Here is a 17442-nt window from a genome sequence, read left to right as displayed (position 1 = left end):
TACTCCTTCGTGCTGTTTTCAGCCCTGTTCCGGACTGTTTGTTCGAGATTGTGTTTTCGAGATACCTTCGTGTACTGCCACCCGGCGCCGTCAGAAATGACCGGTGAACCAGGCTTTCATGCGCTCAAACAGCGAGGGTGCATCTTCACCCTTGAGCACCGGCGTCCGCCCCAGATCCATCTGGCGGAAACCATGAATCAACAACCCCACGCCGGTGGCGTAGATCGGATTGTTGACCACTTCCGTCATGCCGGAGACTGCCTGCGGACAGGCCAGCCTTACCGGCATGTGGAAGATCTCTTCGGCCAGCTCCACCACGCCTTCCATGGTGGAAGAACCGCCGGTAATCACGATGCCCGCCGGAATCAGGTCCTCGAACCCGGACCGGCGCAATTCGGACTGCACCAGTGTGAACAGCTCCTCGTAACGGGGCTCCACGACCTCGGCCAGAGCCTGCCGCGAGAGATCCCGCGGAGCGCGATCCCCGACGCTGGGCACCTTGATGGTTTCATCGGCGCCGGCCAGTTGGGTCAGCGCGCAGGCATACTTGATCTTGATTTCTTCGGCATTCTGGGTCGGTGTCCGCAGTGCCATGGCGATATCGTTGGTCACCTGATCGCCGGCGATCGGGATCACCGCGGTATGACGAATCGCACCACCGGTGAACACGGCGATGTCGGTGGTTCCGCCACCGATGTCCACCACACAGACGCCCAGTTCCTTTTCATCTTCGGTGAGAATGGCGTGACTGGACGCCAGCTGCTCCAGGATGATGTCATCCACCTCAAGGCCACAGCGCTTCACGCATTTCTCGATATTCTGGGCGGCGTTAACCGCGCAGGTCACCAGATGAACCTTCGCCTCCAGCCGCACACCGGACATGCCCATCGGCTCCTTGATGCCTTCCTGACTGTCAATCACAAATTCCTGGGGCAGAATGTGCAGGATCTTCTGATCTGCCGGAATCGCAACCGCCTGGGCGGCATCAATTACCCGGTCGATATCGGCCTGGGTGACTTCCCGGTCACGGATGGCAACAATCCCGTGGGAGTTCAGGCTCTTGATGTGGCTACCGGCGATACCTGCGTATACCGAATGAATGCGACACCCTGCCATCAACTCTGCCTCTTCCACGGCGCGCTGAATCGCCTGGACAGTGGTTTCAATGTTTACCACCACCCCGCGCTTGAGACCCCTGGAAGGATGCGAGCCAATGCCCACCACTTCGATGGTGCCGTCCATCTTGCGCTTGCCGACAATCGCAACCACTTTCGAAGTTCCGATGTCGAGGCCGACAATCATGTTTTCCGTTTCAACCGATGACATGTGTTCCACCAAACCGTAGGTCTGTATTAACCGTTGCTATGATTTTGGGCCGGAAGCTGCCACAGCAGCCTTCCACTTGACCGCCACACCATTGGTGTAACGGGCATCCACCCGACTGACTTCGTCCGACCGTGCCGCCAGCCGGTTTTCATAAACCGTGATAAACCGTTCAAATCGCTGTTTCACCTGATCCCGACCAAGCACCACTTCGATGCCGTTGGCCAGCTGCAGGGTCCAGGCGCCCCGATGTTCCAGGGACAAACCCGCAAAACCCAGTCCCCGGGCAACCAGCTTTTCGCTCATGGTCCGCGCCATGTCGATCACATCACGCACCCGTTCATCCGGTCCCGCCAGCCGGGGTAACCTGCCCGCCACTTCCGGGTTGGATGGCGCAAACAGTTCACCGGTCCGGCTTACCAGGCGCCCGTCGGTCCAGTAGGCCAACGGCTTCTTTTCCCGGATATCAATCACCAGGCGATCTGGCCAGACCCGCTGCACGGCAGCGGATTCAACCCAGGGCCGACGCTCCAGGCTGGCCTTGATGTCGGACAGATCCGTGGCGAAATAGCTCTTGCCAATCCAGTTGCCGGCCGCACGCTCGATTGCAATCCGGCTATCGCCGATAAAATCCCCTTTCACATCCACCGCCAGGATCTGCTGATCCATGGCGCCCAATACCTTGCCGGTTCCCCAGGGCACCAGAGCGGCAAGCAGAACAATCACCGCGCCCATACCCACCTGAAGCCAGGGCACCGCTGCCAGAACACCTCTCAACACGCCAAACCGGTCCCGCTCAGTCCCGAGGGAGGTTGCCCCCCGGCGCCGCGGGGGCTCGGACGGTGTAGCCCGGCTCCGGATCAGCAGTGTCTCAAGCATCGGCGACCTCCAGTGTGTCCCTGAGAATCCTTACCACCAGCTCTTCAAAGCTGATGCCCGCCGCCTTGGCCGCCATAGGTACGAGACTGTGATCAGTCATTCCCGGCACGGTATTGACTTCCAGCAGCCAGAACTTGCCGTCGCTGTCCTGCATGATGTCAACCCGGCCCCAGGTCCGGCAGCCGACAACCCGGAACGCATCCAGTGCCAGGTGCTGAAGCCGCACTTCATCCTCAGGTGCCAGACCGCAGGGAATCCGGTAGCGGGTGTCGTCCGCCAGGTACTTGGCGTCGTAGTCGTAGAACACGTGGTCCGTGCTCAGCCCGATCGCCGGAAGCGCCTGGTCCTGCAGCAGACTGACAGTAAACTCCGGCCCTTCAATCCACTCTTCCACCAATACCAGACTGTCCAGCGCCGCAGCCGCTTCGTAGGCTTCGGCCAGCTCGGCTGCGGTGTAAACCTTACGGATACCGATGCTGGAACCTTCCCGGGAAGGCTTCACACTCAACGGAGCCCGCAATTCGCCAATGATCTGGTCGGCCTGGGCAACATCGGACATGGTCCGGAATTTCGGAGTCGGCAGACCGCAGCCCTCGAACACGTACTTGGTTCTCAACTTGTCCATGGCCAGGGCCGAGGCCAGCATTTCGCTACCGGTGTAGGGAATACCCGCCTGAGACAGGATGGCCTGAAGCGTACCGTCCTCACCGCCACGGCCATGCAGGGCAATGAACACCCGGTCAAACTCCGGGCTGTCCACGGTTCTCAACAGGCAGCCCCGGACATCCACTGCGTAGGCATCCACGCCGGCCGACACCAGTGCCGCCAGAACCGCCTTTCCGCTTTTCAGGGATACCTCCCGCTCTGCGGAATCACCGCCCATAAAAACGGCCACGCGTCCGAGAGCCCGCACGAGGTCGGGGTCGGCCTGATAGGCCTGTGGTTCCGCATGATGCATCTCACTCACCTGTGATCACTCCCGCGGCCGCCAACCGCGAAGCCACTCCACCAATATCCCCGGCGCCCTGGGTTATCAACAGGTCGCCATCCTGCAGCACATTGGCCAGCAGGGATTCAATCTCCCGGTTATCCTCAACGAACACCGGCTCTACCTGCCCTCTCTGGCGAATGCTGCGGCACAGGGCGCGGCCATCAGCCCCCGGGATCGCAGGCTCGCCGGCAGAATAGACATCCATCAGCAGCAAACTGTCCACCTCCGACAACACGCGGACGAAATCTTCGTAAAGATCACGGGTCCTGCTATATCGGTGCGGCTGGTACACCATCACCAGACGTCGATCCGGCCAGGCATCGTGGGCGGCACGGATAACCGCCTCAACCTCAGTGGGGTGGTGACCATAATCATCCACCAGGGTGATTGTGCCTTTGGGCGTCTTGTAGTCGCCGTACACCTGGAACCGGCGTCCGACACCGGCAAATCCGGCCAGACCACGGCCAATCGCCTCATCCGCGACACCTTCATCGGTCGCCACGGCAATCGCCGCCAGCGCGTTCGCCACGTTGTGACGACCGGGCATTTTCAGTTCCACCGTCAGATCGCTCCGGCCGGCCGGGCGCTTCACCACAAAGTGGGTCCGCAAGCCATCGGAGGTGATGTTCTCGGCCCGGTAATCCGCCTCCGGGTTGTCGATGCCATAGGTAATGATCGCCCTCGATATCCGGGGAATGATTTCCTGGACATAAGCGTCGTCTACGCACATCACCGCCACGCCATAAAACGGCAGGTTATGAAGGAAATCGACGAAGGTCTGCTTCAGCTTTTCAACATCGCCGCCATAGGTATCCATGTGGTCCGCTTCGATGTTGGTAACCACCGAAATGACCGGCGTCAGATGCAGGAACGACGCATCGCTTTCGTCAGCCTCCGCCACCAGATAGCGGGACCCACCGAGCTGGGCATTGGTGCCGGCACTGTTCAGCTTGCCGCCGATCACGAAAGTCGGATCCAGCCCGGCCTCACCCAGAACCGATGCGATCAGACTGGTTGTGGTGGTTTTACCATGGGTACCAGCCACAGCGATCCCGTGCCGGTAACGCATGATCTCAGCCAGCATTTCGGCCCTGGGCACAATAGGAACACGCCGGTTGCGGGCGGCTGTGACTTCCGGATTGTCAGAAGCCACAGCAGACGAAACCACCACGACATCTGCGCTGGCACTGTTTTCTTCCCTATGACCGATCTGAACCTCGACGCCCATGGCTTTCAGGCGACCGGTAACCGGGCCTTCTTTCAGATCCGAGCCGGAGACGTCATACCCCTGGTTTTTGAGCACCTCGGCTATGCCACTCATACCGGCACCACCAATACCCACGAAATGGATGTGGCGGATCCGGCGCATTTCAGGCACCTGATAGACCAGGGGCGGATTGTTTGCATCAGCCATTAGCGGCCTCCAGACAGTAATTCACGACTCTCTCCGTTGCATCAGGGCGGGCCAATGTTCTGGCAGCCTTCGCCATATCGGTTACCCGGCTGCGGTCCCGGGATAAATCACCCAGGGTTTCTGCCAGTACGACCGGGGTCATCTTTGATTGCGGGATCAATATGGCGGCCTTCTCGGCCACCATTTGCTCACCGTTTTTGGTCTGGTGATCGTCCACTGCATGGGGAAACGGCACCAACACAGCGCCGATGCCCGCGGCACAGAGCTCGGAGACGGTCAGCGCGCCGGAGCGGCACAGAACCAGATCGGCCCATTGGTAGGCATCTGCCATGTCCTTGATAAACGGTTCGACGCTCGCCTCAACCCCGTGTTTTTCATAAGCCGCCCGGGCAACCTCAGCATGGCGTTCACCACACTGGTGGCGAACAACCGGTCGTTGTGTTTCTGGCAGCAGGGCCAGTGCCTCCGGCAACTGCTGGTTGAACACCTGGGCACCAAGACTGCCGCCAATCACCAGCAACCTGAGAGGACCCTCCCGGCCCGCCAACCGCTGCTCTGGTGCGGGTAACGTCGCCAGATCCTCCCGGACCGGATTGCCGGTGCACCGGGTGACGACTTTCGGTCCAAAGCTTCCGGGGAAGGCTTCGAGCACGGTTTCCGCAAACCTCACCAGAATCCGGTTGGTCATTCCCGCAATGGCATTCTGTTCGTGTATCACCAGCGGGGTCCGGGTCAGCCAGGCGGCCACACCACCGGGCCCGGTGACAAAACCGCCCATGCCGACCACACAATCCGGACGAATCTGGCGCAGGACGGTGAATGCCTCACCGAGAGCCCGCATCAGGCGGAACGGTGCGAGCACCAGCGCAAGTCTGCCCTTACCCCGCAAACCGGAAATATGAATCAGCGAAAGCGGAATATCGGTCTCACCGATCAGCCTCTGCTCCATACCGCCGCTGGCGCCAAGCCAGTAGACCTGGTGACCGCGGGCTTCAAGGGCACGTGCCGTGGCCAGAGCCGGGAAAACATGCCCACCGGTACCGCCAGCCATCATCAGAAAGCGGCGCTGGTCAGTCATAAACCGCACCCCCCCGCTTTTTCGGACCGGCCTTTTCACGGGCCAGCTTTTCCTGATCGAGACGCTCCATTTCAACCCTGGCCAGAATGCCGATGCTGACGCAGGTGATTATCAGGCTGGAGCCGCCATAGCTGACCAGCGGCAGGGTCAGTCCCTTGGTGGGCAGCAGACCGGTACTGACCGCCATGTTGATACCGGCCTGCAGGCCAACCAGCAAAGTCAGGCCGTAAGCAAAGCAGGCGGCAAAAGGCATGCCCGCATTCTCGGCCCGGCGGGCGATCACGAAGCCGGTAATCACCAGCAGTGTGAACAGACTGAGCACAAGCAGCGAACCCAGGAGCCCGAACTCCTCGGCAATAATCGCGAAGATGAAATCGGTATGAGCCTCTGGCAGGTAAAACAGCTTCTGGATGGAATTGCCCAGGCCGACACCGCCCCAGTCTCCACGACCAAAGGCAATCAGCGACTGGGTCAGCTGGTAGCCGCTGTCGAACTGGTCTTTCCAGGGGTCGAGATAACTGACGACCCGCTTCAGGCGGTACGGCTGGGTGACGATGAGAATGGCACCCAACACCACCAACGTGCCGATCAACGGCACAAACCGACTCAGCCGCACACCGCTCAGGAAGATCATTCCCGCCGCGGCCGTGACCAGCACCACCGTGGCACCAAAGTCTGGCTGAATAACCAGAAGAACCGATGCGAGCCCCAGAACCACCAAGGGTTTCAGGAAGCCGGCCCAGGTATTGAGCAACTCCTCACGGCGCCGGACAACGTAGCCGGCCAGGTACGCTATCAGGCATAGCTTGGCCACTTCCGATACCTGGACATTAAACAGGCCAAAAGGAATCCATCGGGTCGAGCCGTTCACGGTTCGTCCGAGGGGTGTAAGGACCAGAACGAGCACCAGAAGACCGATACCCAGAAGCAACCAGCCACTGCGTTCCCACCAGGCCACAGGCACATTGACGGCCACCAGTGCCGCAAGAAAACCAAGGCCGGCAAACATCAGTTGGCGAATCACGTAGTGATAGCTGTTACCCAGGGTTTCAGCGGCCATATCCATGGATGCTGACGAAATCATCACAACCCCTACGACCATCAGCGCCACGGAACTGATCACCAGCATGGCCAGCGGCTGGATTTCTCCAAGCCACTGGTTCCGGTCTGGCAATGAAAGATCTGCGTTCATCACAGGCCCTCCACCAGTGAACGGAACTGATCACCACGGTCCAGGTAATCGCGGAACATATCAAAGCTGGCACAGGCCGGGGACAGCAACACCCGGTCCCCCGGGTACGCCAGTTCCGCAGACCTGGAGACCGCGTCTGCCAGACTCTCCGACTGATAAACCGGAACACCACTGCCAAGAACATCAGCAATGGCCGGGGCATCGCGACCGATCAGCACCACCGCCCGGCAGTGCAGGGCAATGGGTGCCTCCAGCGCGGTGAAATCGGCGCCCTTTCCATCACCGCCGGCAATCAGCACAACCTTGCCATTCTCTGGAGCCAGGCTCTCGATGGCCGCCACCGTTGCACCGACATTCGTGCCCTTGGAATCGTTTATGAAATCCACGCTGTTAAACCGGCGAACAAATTCGCACCTGTGCGGCAGGCCCGGAAACTCCCGGGCCACCTTCAGCATCACGTCCATCGGCAGTCCCGTAGCGTGTCCCAGTGCCAGGGCCGCCATGACATTGCTGATATTGTGGCGCCCGAGCAGCCTGAGTTCACTGGCGAGGATCAGGTTGTCGAAACCAAAAGTAATCCAGGTGCCCTGGTCGTCATCCCGGGTACTAAAGGTTTCCGGGTTTACCCTGTGAAAACCAAAACACAGGAACCTGAGGTTGTCCCGCGCCATCGGTGTACTGAGGGCATCGTCCAGATTGACAATGGCATTCCTGCAGCCCCGGTAAATCCGCTGTTTGGCCTGGAAATAGGCCATCCTGTCCGGGTAGCGGTCCATGTGATCGTCACTGACGTTCAGTACCGTGGCCGCAAGGGCGTTCAGCTCTTCCGTGGTCTCCAGCTGGAAACTGGACAACTCGAGCACGTACAGGTCTGCGCCCTGGTTTAACAGGTTCAGGGCCGGAGTACCGATATTGCCCCCCACGGCCACCTTGCGACCGGCCGCTCTGGCCATTTCACCCAACAGGGTGGTCACCGTGGTTTTGCCGTTGGAGCCGGTGATTGCAACGATGGGGGCATCCGCCGCCTCGGCGAACAGGTCAATGTCGCCCCGGATGCGTGCGCCCTGCTTCGCAGCACCCGCGATCGCTGGCTCCGCAATACTGATGCCCGGGCTCACCACCAATTCGTTGAAACCTGCAAACAGGTCGCGGTCGAAAGGCCCGAGATGCACCGGAGTATCCGGCCAGCCTGCTCTGAGCTCATCCAGACCGGGAGGCGCCGTGCGGGTGTCTGCAACCGCTATGTCCCGCCCTTGTTCAGACAGATAGCGCACGCAGGAGAGCCCGGTTTTACCGAGCCCTACGACCAGTGTGCGGCGATCCGAAACAATGACACTCATAGCAGCAGCGTTTTCCTATCTCAGTTTCAGACTGGCAATGCCAATCAGGACCAGAACGACTGTGATGACCCAGAACCGGACAATAACCCGGGGCTCTGGCCAGCCTTTCAATTCAAAGTGATGATGCAGGGGGGCCATGCGGAAGATTCTGCGCCCGGTCAGACGGAACGAGGCAACCTGCAGGATCACTGAGATTGTCTCCATAACGAAGACACCACCCATAATGAAGAGCACAATTTCCTGCCGGACAATAACCGCAACCACCCCGAGAGCCGCACCGAGGGCGAGCGCGCCAACATCCCCCATGAAGACCTGGGCCGGGTAGGTGTTGAACCACAGAAATCCCAGGCCAGCGCCCACCAGGGAACCACAGAACACAATGAGTTCACCGGTTCCGGGCAGGTGCGGAATCAGAAGATAATTGGCGAACTGGGCATGGCCGGACAGGTACGCAAAAATGCCAAGCGCGCCGGCCACCATGACCGTGGGCATGATGGCAAGGCCATCCAGCCCGTCTGTAAGGTTGACAGCGTTGCTGCTACCGACAATGACGAAGTAGCTCAACAGGATGAAGAGCACCGGCCCGAGGGTCAGGGAAACCTGCTTGACGAACGGCACATACAGGGAGGTTTCCTGGGGCAAGGCAGAACTGAAATAGAGCACAATCGCCGCAGTGGCACCGATCAACGACTGCCAGAAGTACTTCCAGCGGGCCGGCAAGCCGCGCGGGTTTCGCTCGACCACTTTGCGATAGTCGTCGACCCAGCCGATGGCACCAAACAGAAGAGTCACCAGAATGGTGACCCAGACATAACGATTTCCCAGATCCGCCCAAAGCAGGGTGCTGACACCGATGGCGACCAGAATCAGCGCACCACCCATGGTGGGCGTACCGGCCTTGCTGAGATGGGTTTGCGGGCCGTCGTCCCGCACCGCCTGGCCAATCTGGTACTGGCTCAGCTTACGGATCATAACCGGGCCGATGATCAGTGAAATGAGCAGGGCCGTGAGTGTTCCCAGAATTCCGCGCAGGGTCAGGTACTGAAACACCGTCAGTGCCGAAAAATATTGTGACAGGACCTCTGTCAGCCAGAGCAGCATGAGTTATTCACCTTTTCTTTAATTCCCTCCACCACGCGATCCATGGCGGAACTACGAGAACCCTTGACCAACACTGTCAACGGTGTGTTTTTTGCCCTGACAACAGATTCGACTGCCTGGTCATGGGTCAGACACGGCTCTGTGCCCTCACCAAACCCATCGGCGTACCCCTCACAGCCAGGCCCCACAGTGATCATTCGGTCAATGCCATGCTCCCTGGCGCACTCTCCCACGTCCTGGTGTAGCGCCCGTGCGTCCGGGCCAAGCTCTGCCATCGCGCCCAGGACTGCAATCTTCTGCCCTGCCCGCTGACCCAGAACACCCAAAGCAGCTTTCATCGAAGCCGGGTTGGCGTTGTAACTGTCATCAATCAACGTCAGTTCCGGCGACAGGTTCAACACCTGTAGCCGCCCCTTAACCGGCGCAACCTGCCCCAGCCCACTGATAATGGCCCGGTCGTCGGCACCCAGCTCCCGGGTTGCGGCAATGGCCAGCAACATGTTGGTGATGTTGTGATCACCCTCAAGCGCCAGCGAAACCCGGCAGCGCCAGTTGTCCGGGCCGTGCACCTGAATGGCTCTGGTGCCGTCGTCATGACTCTCAATCACGGCGTGGTAGTCCGCTGCCGCATCCAGCCGGCTGACACCGACAACCCGGCGACCACCCGCACGTTGCTGCCATTGGCTGAAGGCCGGATCATCCCGGTTCAGCACCACCAGGCCCTCGGCATCAACCCCATCGATAATTTCGCCTTTGGCCAGCACAATATTGTCGTAGCTGCCAAAGCCCTCTAAATGGGCCTGACCCGCGTTGGTCAGAATGGCAACCCCGGGCTTTGCCAATGCAACCGTATGGGCGATTTCGCCCAGCCCACTGGCTCCCAGCTCAATAACGCCAAAACGGTGCTCCGGCGAGAGACCGAACAGCGTCAGCGGCACACCGATGTGGTTGTTCAGGTTGCCCCGGGTCGACAGTGTTGGTCCCATCTGCGACAGAATCGCGGCACACATTTCCTTGACGGTCGTCTTGCCACTGCTGCCGGTGATGGCGAGGATTCTGGCTTCACTCTCTCCGCGATTCCCGGCCGCCAGCTGCGCCAGGGCCATGAGCGTGTCGGCTACCACGAGCTGGGGTAACGACACGGTGCTGTCCGGCACATCGACAACCAGAGCAGCGGCTCCTTGCTCGCGGGCCTGCCGCAAAAAACGGTGGCCATCAAAATTCTCGCCCCGGAGAGCAACGAACAGCTGCCCCTGTTCAAGAGTGCGGGTATCGGTTGAGACTCCACCAAACACCACTGACGACAGATCATCAGACTCGCACTCGGCACCCAGCCAGCTTCGGGCCTCGGCCAGTGAAAAGGCGCGCATCATGCCACACCCCCGTTCAGCTTCAAGATGTGACGAACGTGCTCGGCATCGCTGAAGGGGTACTTCTGGCCGGCGATTTCCTGATAGGCCTCATGGCCTTTTCCGGCGATAAGCACCAGGTCATCCGGGGTTGCCGTGCGGATAGCCGTCTGGATTGCCTCAGCCCTGTCATGAATGACCGCAACCTTCTCCGTATCCGTAAACCCGGCAACAATGTCGCGGACAATGACAGCGGGGTCTTCGCTGCGCGGATTGTCATCGGTCACCACAACGCGGTCCGCCAGCTTTTCAGCCTCCCGCGCCATTTCCGGACGCTTGCCAGCATCGCGGTCGCCGCCGCATCCGAACACACAAATCAGGTCTCCGGCAACATGGGGGCGCAGCGCCGCAAGGGCATTGGCAAGGGCATCCGGTGTGTGGGCGTAGTCAACCACCACCCTGACGCCGCTGGCACCACCAAACCTTTCAAGCCTTCCCGGCGGCGGTGTCAGGCGGGCAGTGGCCTGCTGCACCCGCTCGACCGGAACGCCGAGGGTCAGGACTGTGGCCATGGCCGCCAGCACATTACTGGCATTGAAACTGCCCATCAGGGGAACGGAAATAGCAAACCGGCCCCACTCACCATCCACTTCCGCCTCAAAGCCCTCATCGGTTGGCCGGAATTCGCGCAACCAGAGTTCTGTCTGGGCTTCGTGCAGACTGTAGCGGACGCGATCACATTTGCCCGCCAGCTGATCAAATAGCTGCCGGCCGAAAGGGTCGTCAAAGTTGATGACAGAGAAGTGCAACTCCTCACGCTCAAACAAGCAGGCCTTCGCCTCGCCGTATGCCGCCATCGACCCGTGGTAATCCAGATGATCCCGGGTCAGGTTGGTAAACACGGCGCAGGTCATGGTGAGGTTGTCGATTCGCCCCTGGTCCAGGGCATGGGAGGAGACTTCCATGACAGCTGCGCGACCGTTCTGTTTCAGGATCCGTGACAGAACCCGGTTCACCTGAACCGCGTCTGGCGTGGTATGGGTCGCCGGATGCAGTGCACCGGGCATGCCATAACCGAGGGTGCCGAGGACACCGCAGGGTGTTCCCGTCTCTTTAAGGAGCTGGGCAACGTACTGGCAAACCGACGTCTTGCCGTTGGTTCCGGTGACACCAATCAGGCGCAGGCGTTGCGACGGATGTTCGAAAAACCGATCGGCAATCCTCCCGACCAAACCACGAAGACCGACCACCGGGACCACCAGGGCCCCATGTCGTTCCGAGCATTCGGCGGCCCGATCGGATTCCAGAAGGATAGCCGTAGCACCCGCTTTAATCGCCGCATCGACATAAAAATCAGCGGGCGTACTGGTCCCCGACAGCGCAATAAACGCGTCGCCGGAGGCCACCTCCCGGCTGTCGGTCTTCAGACCATGGATAGTTACGTCGAAGACCGACGGAACCACCATGACTCCTTGCAACAAAGTGCTGAGAGATGTGATGCACATAGGCTTACCCTCGCTCCCCGGGCGCTGGAGAAACAGTTTTTGCCTCCCCAACGTCCAGTTCAGGCTTCACATTCAGTAGTCGCAGTGCGTCACTCATCACCCTGGCGAACACCGGCGCTGCCACTTCCCCGCCGTAATATTCACCGGACTGCGGCGCATCAACGGCCACAACCGTAACCAGTCTCGGATTATCAATAGGTGCGATACCTGCAAAGATGGCTTTGTACTGACTGTCTTCATAGCCCTGATCGCCAACCAGGTGAACCGTTCCGGTCTTGCCCCCGGCAGAATAGAATCCCGGCTGGGCCCGCTTTCCCGTACCACGGGAAACCACCTGCCGGAGCATATTGCGGACCTCATAACTGACCTGCTCGGACAACACCCGATAGCCTTCGGGCTCTTCATCGCGCTTCACAAGGCTCAGGGGGTAATGCACACCACCATTGGCAATCACCATATAGGCCTGTGCCAGCTGAAGAGCATTCACGCTCATACCGTAACCATAGGACAGGGTCGCCTCTTCCACCGGCCGCCACTTCGATGGCGCTGGCAGCACACCGACGGCTTCCCCGGGAAAGCCGATCCCGGTTGGCTGGCCGAGCCCCATTCGCGCATACAGATCCCGGATAACATCACCGCCGAGATCGGTAGCGATCTTGCTGATTCCCACATTGCTGGATTTGACAATAATGTCAGTCACACCCAGCAGGCCATAGTTGCGATGATCGCGGATGGTAAAACGGCCAAAACGCCGGTAACCCGGGTTGGTATCAATGGTGCTATTGACTGAATATTTACCAGATTCCAGCGCTGCCGCCATGGTGATCGGCTTCATGGTTGAACCGGGCTCAAACAGATCAGTGATGGCCTTGTTTCTGAGGTTTTCCGCTGCCAGCTGGCTGCGGTCGTTGGGGTTGTAAGACCCCTGGTTCACCATTGCCAGAACCTCACCGGAATCGACATCCAGCATGACCAGTGTGCCGCCGCGGGCATTGTGGGCGGTTACCACGGCTTTTAGCTCACGGTAAGCCAGGTACTGAAGACGCAGATCAATACTGAGCGCGAGATCACGACCGGGGCGGGCGTCCCTGATCAGCGTCAGGTCCTTGATAATCCTGCCCCGGTTATCCTTGAGAACCCGCTTGCGGCCGGATTCGCCGGACAACCATTGATTGTAGGCCAGCTCGATACCCTCCTGGCCACGCTCGTCGATATTCGTAAAACCGACCACGTGAGCCGTCACTTCGCCTGCGGGGTAGTAACGACGGTATTCCTGGCGCGCATAAACACCCTGAATATCCAGAGCCAGGGCCTGTCTGGCGAGATCAGGCTGAACCTTGCGGCGCAGGTAGATGAACTCACGACCGGAATACTCCTTCAGCCGCTCACGCAGGGAGGCTTCACTGATGTCGAGCAGCCGGGCAAGATTGGTCAGACGCGGCTCAGCGGGATCGGTCTCGGAGGGGTTGGCCCAGATGGTCTGCACCGGCGTACTGACCGCCAGAGGTTCACCATATCGATCGGTAACAACACCTCGGTGGGCGTCGATGGCCTCAACCCGCATGGTCCGGACATCCCCCTGCTTGCGCAGAAATTCGTTGTCGACCACATGCAGGTCGACCAGACGCCAGCCCAGCACCCCGACAACCAGGAGAAAGACGCCCAGCACGGAGCCAAAGCGCCAGGCTGCCAGCCCGGACGCCAAACGCTGCCCCCATGTTGTCTGCTTCCCCTGATCGGACACGTCGATCACCCTGAATGTTGTTATCGTTGGTTACTGACTGGCAACCGGAGACATCAGAGGTACCAGTACAATGTCCTGACGCCCCGGCACCACCATATTGAAACGCTCTGCCGCCAGATTCTCCACCCGGCCATGAGCGCTCAGGGCGCTTTGTTCAAGCAGAAGCTGACTCCATTCACTTTGGTACCGATCCCGCTCCGCCTGAAGCTGCGACAAGGTATTGAAAAGCCCACGGTTCTCATGAGCGCTCACGACAACACCAATGGAGGAAGCAACCAGCACCACCACCAGAGCAAGAGACACCAGGACCTTGCCCTGCCGTGTGGCATCAAAAACCTGCCGTGAAATACGAACAGCCGTTGCCACGCCATCCCGGACTTTCTGCTTGTTCAACTTTGCCGTTTTAACCGGCTCTTCAATGGCTACCGCGCCCATGACTACACGCTCCCCTGCGAGTTTTTTCTGATATCAGTGCGTTCCAGCACCCGCATGACTGCGCTGCGGGCGCGTACATTGTCGCTTACTTCGTCAGCACCGGCCTTATTGGCCTTGCCAACAAGTCGGAAGTCCGACGCTTCCTGGTCTGCGGTCACCGGTACACCTTTGGGCATCTGGGGCCCGCGGGCCAGGTCCCGCATAAATCGTTTAACCAGCCGGTCTTCCAGCGAATGAAAGCTGATGACCACCAGCCGGCCACCCGTTGCCAGCCGATCGACCGCCGCCCGGAGGCCAATTTCGAGATCTTCCAGCTCCCGGTTGATAAAAATCCGGATCGCCTGGAAGGTCCGCGTGGCCGGGTGCTTGTGCTTCTCTTTTTTGGGCACCGCCTCGCTGACCAGTTCCGCCAGTTGGCGAGTCGTCTCAACAGGCACTTCCTGCCGACGCTGAACCAGGAGCCGGGCAATACGGCGGGAGAAGCGTTCCTCCCCATACCGCCAGATCACGTCTGCGATTTCAGCTTCTTCTGCCGTTGCCAGCCATTGCGCGGCAGTCGGTGATTGCCCGGTATCCATCCGCATATCCAATGGGCCATCGCGCATGAAACTGAAACCACGGGACGCGTCATCAAGCTGGGGTGACGAGACACCAAGATCCAGCAACACACCGTTCACCGATTTCCAGCCCTGCCCGGTGACGGCTGTGTCCAGCTCGGCAAAAGAGCCGTGAAAACAGTGGAAGCGGCCGTCCTTCGCTTCGAGTCCCCGGGCCGCCCTGATTGCTTCGGGGTCCTTATCAATACCCAGCAGCTGGCCCGCCTCACCCAGACGCCCAAGAATCAGACGGCTGTGGCCACCCCGCCCAAAGGTGCCATCCACGTAGTATCCGTCGGGGTCGTTGACCAGATAGTCGACCGCCGAATCCAGGAGCACCGAGCGATGCGAATAAGACGCTCCGGCTTCCTGCCTGCGATCGGAGGTCATAGCGACAGCGCCTCCATCTCGGGCGGCATGTCATCGTCATCGGAGGACTCATCCAGCCAGGCAAACCAGCGCTCTTCGCTCCACAACTCGAACTTTTTGCCCTGCCCGATCAGCATCAGCTTTTTCTCCAGATGGGCGTAGCTTCTCAGGGTCGGGGGAATCAGGATGCGCCCGGCTGAGTCCAGCTCCATGGGCGCCGCGTTACCCAGGATCAGACGCTGCAGTCGGCGGGCCGCCTTATTCATATTGGGAAGGGCCTCAATCTTGGGCCTCAGAACTTCCCATTCGGGCTCGGGATAGACCAGCAGACACCGCTCTTCGTCGGCATTCGCCGTCAATACAATGCGCCCACCACAGGCCTGCGCGAGCTGTTCGCGCACCTTGGCAGGGATCGCCAGGCGACCCTTCGCATCCATATTGATGGCATGACTGCCGAGAAAATTACTCATTCACACTGTCTCTGGGTGCCTGAAATCCACAAAAAACCACTAGAAACCACTTTTTCCCACTTCCGCACACTATAGAAACACGCAATACACAATGCAAGCGCCGCAAACAGCGCCACACGCGGGAAAGTTCCTTTTATGACAAGAGGTTACAGAGCCGGATTCAATGAAATGGTGAGATTACGAAAAAGAAAAGAAGTAAAATCAAACACCTGCAAAAAGATCTAAAGAAGACAAGTGAGGTTTAAGATTTTTTGGCTATAAAAGACATCTGTTGAGAATGACAGACTTCACATGAAGGGAATAAAAAAGTGAGCTCGCCGATAAGCCGGGTTCTGTCTTGGACAGTCATTCATCTAGGGCCTGCGTCACCACAGGCCTCAAGCAACCTACCCGAATCCAGCGCGGGCCACGCCATTGGATTCCTATTTGGTCTTGCTCCAGGTGGGGTTTACCATCGCCGTGGACTGTTGCCAGCCACGCGGTGCGCTCTTACCGCACCGTTTCACCCTTACCGTCGCCCGAAGGCGCTTAGGCGGTCTGCTTTCTGTTGCACTTTCCGTCGGCTCGCGCCGCCCAGGCGTTACCTGGCACCTTGCCCTGTGGAGCCCGGACTTTCCTCCCCCGGTGAAACCGGCGGCGACTGTCTGGCGAGCTCGGCCGTGACAATACTCCTGCGCCTACAGCCTTGCAAGAGAAACTGCCACGGGCACTCAACCATCTTTCAGCGCCAGCGCCCGCCGATAAAGCTCGTTCCTTGAAAGCCCGGTCAATTCGGCGGCCATCTTCGCCACCTTCTTTACCGGCAATTCCGCCAGCAGCACCTTCAGCACCCGATCAACATCCAGAGTCGCCGCATCGCTATCGTCAGCGCGAGGTTCGGCACCACGGATCATCACCACAAACTCACCACGGGTGCCATGGGGGTCCTGCTCCAGCTCGGCCAGAACCTCGTGCACCGCGCCTGAATAGAAGGTCTCGAAAGTCTTGGTGATTTCCCGGCCCAGCACCATCTCCCGGTCAGGCCCCAGAACCTCGGCGATATCCCGCACGGATTCGAGGATCCGGTGGGGCGATTCGTAAAAGACGAGGGTCGCAACTTCACTGGAGAGAGACTCAAGACTCGCGCGGCGGCCGGAACGCTTTGCGGGAAGAAATCCCACAAACAGGAACCGGTCTGTGGGCAACCCGGCGGCACTCAACGCGGTCACCAGAGCACAGGCACCCGGAATGGGACTGACCACGAATCCGGCGGCTCTGGCCTCACGGACCAGAACATAGCCCGGATCGGAGATCAGCGGAGTGCCGGCATCGGAAATCAGGGCCACATCCCGCCCCGCTTCAAGTTCCGCCAGCAAGCTGGCAGCACGGTCTTTTTCGTTGTGATCGTGCAGCGCAACCAGCCGCTTCTGAATGCCCAGATGATTCAGCAGCCGGCCACTGTGCCTTGTATCCTCAGCGGCTACCACATCAACACCGGCCAGGACCCTGGTTGCGCGCGGAGACATATCGTCCAGATTACCAATCGGCGTAGCAACAATAAAAAGCGTTCCGCCTGAAGCACCTTCCCGGCTCACCCCAGAGGGGAAATCACTGACCACATTTTTCAAAGTGCCTGCCTCATTGATGGGAACCCCCGGACCGTGACAGTTACGTCAT

The 17442-nt window shown here is 59.6% G+C and carries 15 protein-coding genes and 1 other RNA gene; all 16 read right to left on the bottom strand.

Annotated elements, in window-relative coordinates; genetic code table 11:
* Positions 1 to 90 precede the first annotated feature (90 nt).
* The 16 genes from ftsA to rsmI all read right to left on the bottom strand — a co-directional run bounded on the left by ftsA (position 91) and on the right by rsmI (position 17393).
* Positions 91 to 1326 (bottom strand): cell division protein FtsA, encoded by a 1236-nt coding sequence (gene ftsA, locus NLK58_RS17810; RefSeq protein ID WP_099619447.1) that lies wholly within the window; start codon positions 1324 to 1326, stop codon positions 91 to 93.
* Between the two features lie 36 nt (positions 1327 to 1362).
* Positions 1363 to 2202: a cell division protein FtsQ/DivIB gene (locus NLK58_RS17805; RefSeq protein WP_117619630.1), complete on the bottom strand. Its 840-nt coding sequence runs from the start codon at positions 2200 to 2202 to the stop codon at positions 1363 to 1365.
* Positions 2195 to 3160, bottom strand: a complete 966-nt coding sequence (locus NLK58_RS17800; RefSeq protein WP_205422351.1) for a D-alanine--D-alanine ligase — start codon at positions 3158 to 3160, stop codon at positions 2195 to 2197. Before NLK58_RS17800 ends, NLK58_RS17805 begins: the two co-directional genes overlap by 8 nt.
* A 1-nt stretch (position 3161) precedes the next feature.
* The gene (murC, locus tag NLK58_RS17795) at positions 3162 to 4607 is read right to left on the bottom strand and encodes a UDP-N-acetylmuramate--L-alanine ligase (RefSeq protein ID WP_117619628.1); all 1446 of its coding nucleotides are present in this window, start codon (positions 4605 to 4607) and stop codon (positions 3162 to 3164) included.
* Complete coding sequence (gene murG, locus NLK58_RS17790) at positions 4600 to 5685, bottom strand: undecaprenyldiphospho-muramoylpentapeptide beta-N-acetylglucosaminyltransferase (RefSeq protein ID WP_117619627.1); 1086 nt, start codon at positions 5683 to 5685, stop codon at positions 4600 to 4602. The genes murC and murG overlap by 8 nt, the downstream gene beginning before the upstream one ends.
* Positions 5678 to 6877: a putative lipid II flippase FtsW gene (gene ftsW / locus NLK58_RS17785; RefSeq protein ID WP_117619626.1), complete on the bottom strand. Its 1200-nt coding sequence runs from the start codon at positions 6875 to 6877 to the stop codon at positions 5678 to 5680. Before ftsW ends, murG begins: the two co-directional genes overlap by 8 nt.
* A complete protein-coding gene (murD, locus tag NLK58_RS17780; RefSeq protein WP_117619625.1) occupies positions 6877 to 8217 on the bottom strand; it encodes a UDP-N-acetylmuramoyl-L-alanine--D-glutamate ligase in 1341 nt (446 codons plus the stop codon). Before murD ends, ftsW begins: the two co-directional genes overlap by 1 nt.
* A 15-nt stretch (positions 8218 to 8232) precedes the next feature.
* Complete coding sequence (mraY, locus tag NLK58_RS17775) at positions 8233 to 9318, bottom strand: phospho-N-acetylmuramoyl-pentapeptide-transferase (protein WP_117619624.1); 1086 nt, start codon at positions 9316 to 9318, stop codon at positions 8233 to 8235.
* Positions 9303 to 10691, bottom strand: coding sequence for a UDP-N-acetylmuramoyl-tripeptide--D-alanyl-D-alanine ligase (gene murF / locus NLK58_RS17770; protein ID WP_117619623.1), 1389 nt, complete (start codon positions 10689 to 10691; stop codon positions 9303 to 9305). Before murF ends, mraY begins: the two co-directional genes overlap by 16 nt.
* Complete coding sequence (locus NLK58_RS17765) at positions 10688 to 12172, bottom strand: UDP-N-acetylmuramoyl-L-alanyl-D-glutamate--2,6-diaminopimelate ligase (RefSeq protein WP_341581402.1); 1485 nt, start codon at positions 12170 to 12172, stop codon at positions 10688 to 10690. Before NLK58_RS17765 ends, murF begins: the two co-directional genes overlap by 4 nt.
* A gap of 4 nt (positions 12173 to 12176) precedes the next feature.
* Positions 12177 to 13916 carry a penicillin-binding transpeptidase domain-containing protein gene (locus tag NLK58_RS17760; protein WP_341581401.1) on the bottom strand — a complete coding sequence of 580 codons (1740 nt, stop codon included), beginning with the start codon at positions 13914 to 13916 and terminating at the stop codon, positions 12177 to 12179.
* A gap of 30 nt (positions 13917 to 13946) precedes the next feature.
* Positions 13947 to 14351: a cell division protein FtsL gene (gene ftsL / locus NLK58_RS17755; RefSeq protein WP_117619620.1), complete on the bottom strand. Its 405-nt coding sequence runs from the start codon at positions 14349 to 14351 to the stop codon at positions 13947 to 13949.
* Between the two features lie 2 nt (positions 14352 to 14353).
* On the bottom strand, positions 14354 to 15337 hold the full coding sequence (rsmH, locus tag NLK58_RS17750) for a 16S rRNA (cytosine(1402)-N(4))-methyltransferase RsmH (protein WP_117619619.1): 984 nt from the start codon (positions 15335 to 15337) through the stop codon (positions 14354 to 14356).
* Positions 15334 to 15786 (bottom strand): division/cell wall cluster transcriptional repressor MraZ, encoded by a 453-nt coding sequence (gene mraZ, locus NLK58_RS17745; RefSeq protein ID WP_117619618.1) that lies wholly within the window; start codon positions 15784 to 15786, stop codon positions 15334 to 15336. The genes rsmH and mraZ overlap by 4 nt, the downstream gene beginning before the upstream one ends.
* A 305-nt stretch (positions 15787 to 16091) precedes the next feature.
* Positions 16092 to 16442: RNase P RNA component class A (gene rnpB, locus NLK58_RS17740), an RNA gene on the bottom strand.
* Between the two features lie 54 nt (positions 16443 to 16496).
* Positions 16497 to 17393 carry a 16S rRNA (cytidine(1402)-2'-O)-methyltransferase gene (gene rsmI / locus NLK58_RS17735; RefSeq protein ID WP_117619617.1) on the bottom strand — a complete coding sequence of 299 codons (897 nt, stop codon included), beginning with the start codon at positions 17391 to 17393 and terminating at the stop codon, positions 16497 to 16499.
* Positions 17394 to 17442 lie beyond the last annotated feature (49 nt).

It is taken from the genome of Marinobacter metalliresistant (assembly GCF_038098645.1).
Lineage (GTDB): Bacteria > Pseudomonadota > Gammaproteobacteria > Pseudomonadales > Oleiphilaceae > Marinobacter > Marinobacter metalliresistant.
Note: the sequence above shows the minus strand (reverse complement) of the source record. Positions and strands in the feature narration are given on the sequence as shown.